Source organism: Microcystis sp. M53598_WE2 (genome assembly GCF_030067735.1).
Lineage (GTDB): Bacteria > Cyanobacteriota > Cyanobacteriia > Cyanobacteriales > Microcystaceae > Microcystis > Microcystis aeruginosa.
In genome coordinates this window covers 1-1,365 of the sequence record NZ_JASJFE010000953.1, presented here as the reverse complement: position 1 = coordinate 1,365, position 1,365 = coordinate 1, and the positions used below count along the sequence as shown (strand labels likewise).

Genomic DNA, 1,365 nt, shown 5'->3' with positions numbered 1-1,365 from the left:
GAAGAAGACGGCGGGAGTCGGGTTGGTCTAGTCCCAACCGGAGAGGTTGATTATTTTTTTGGTCTGCGTCCCACTTCGGCGGTTTCTTGAATGGAAAATATCCTCAATTTGCCGTCGATGGGAGCGACTTTAGCCACCGCTGCCGATGCAACTATATAGTTATCACCCTCGGTGTTGGTAATATTGACTACCCGCTCGCGAGTTATTATGGCCATCTCGTCATTAGCAAGAATATCCACATCCCAATTCTCAGAAAGAACCTCTATACTTTTAATGTTTTTGTAGGATTCCTCTAAAAATATCTTATGTTCCGTGATACCATCTAACTCAAAAATTTCGGTACTAGCATCGGTTTTAATGGTCAATTGCGAGGAAATAAACGGGGCATAGTGTTTGAGGATTAGGGCGATATTTTTATCTTTAATAGCGGTTTCAATGTCTTGAATCATTGCTTTAATTTCCGCTTCCTTGATTGTTTGTCCCCCATCGCGATTACTCGATTGTTTCACTGGCACTATCGAGGGATTAGCATGGACAAAAGGAGGGGAGATGCTGGGGAGAAGGGATAAACCGAGCAATAGAACAATTAATTGGGGAGAACGCATAATTTAATAAACTTGGTAAATTCAACCCGAATCATAGCATTTTCTCGTTACCGAATAAATCCTCAAGGTGAAAGTCCCTGGTTAGGGAAGCTAAGAGAGCAAAATTCTGGCTGTGCAAAGTCTAGGTTGATCCTTTAGCTATTTTTGCTTGATATTTCCAGAATAACAGGGGTATGATCACTAGGTTTTTCTTGTTTTCTGGGTTCTCGATCGATCAGACAATTAACGGCTTTTTCGTATAGCTGAGGAGTTAAATAAAGATGATCGATTCGCCAACCTCGGTTACGAGCAAAACCACCGCTGCGATAATCCCACCAACTATAATGTCCTGCTGCCGAGGTGAATTTTCTAAAGGCATCTTGTAAACCAATTTCTAACACCTTTTCTAAAGCTTCTCTTTCTTTAGCTGAAGACATAATATGATTTTCTTTGCCTTTGGGATCATAAATATCTTTATCTTCTAAGGCAATATTAAAATCCCCACAGATACATAATTCTTCTGGTTGAGAATTAATTATTTTATCTAGATATTTCCTGAGAGTTTCTAACCATTTAAGCTTATAAATATACTTGTCACTATCTAGGGAAGAACCATTAGGAACGTAGAGATTAATAATCCGAATATCGCCGATTACTCCAGTAATTAAACGTTTCTGTTCGTCTAGTTCTCCCGTTAAATTTTCGCCGATAATTGGACTAAATCCCATAGTGATATCGTCCAGGGGTTTTCGGCTAAAAATCGCCACACCATTGTAGGCTT

General features: G+C 39.7%; 2 protein-coding genes. Both read right to left on the bottom strand.

Annotated features, from left to right (window positions below; all coding sequences use genetic code 11):
• Positions 1–50: 50 nt before the first annotated feature.
• Positions 51–605, bottom strand: coding sequence for a hypothetical protein (locus PX636_RS19525; protein WP_288118381.1), 555 nt, complete (start codon positions 603–605; stop codon positions 51–53).
• Positions 606–739: 134 nt separating this feature from the next.
• On the bottom strand, positions 740–1,365 hold a 626-nt coding region (gene xth, locus PX636_RS19520), incomplete at its 5' end, for an exodeoxyribonuclease III (RefSeq protein ID WP_288118379.1).

Bases quoted from the DNA above. Each gene is read 5' to 3' on its own strand.
- PX636_RS19525 (WP_288118381.1), bottom strand. From the start codon at position 605: ATGCGTTCTCCCCAATTAATTGTTCTATTGCTCGGTTTATCCCTTCTC.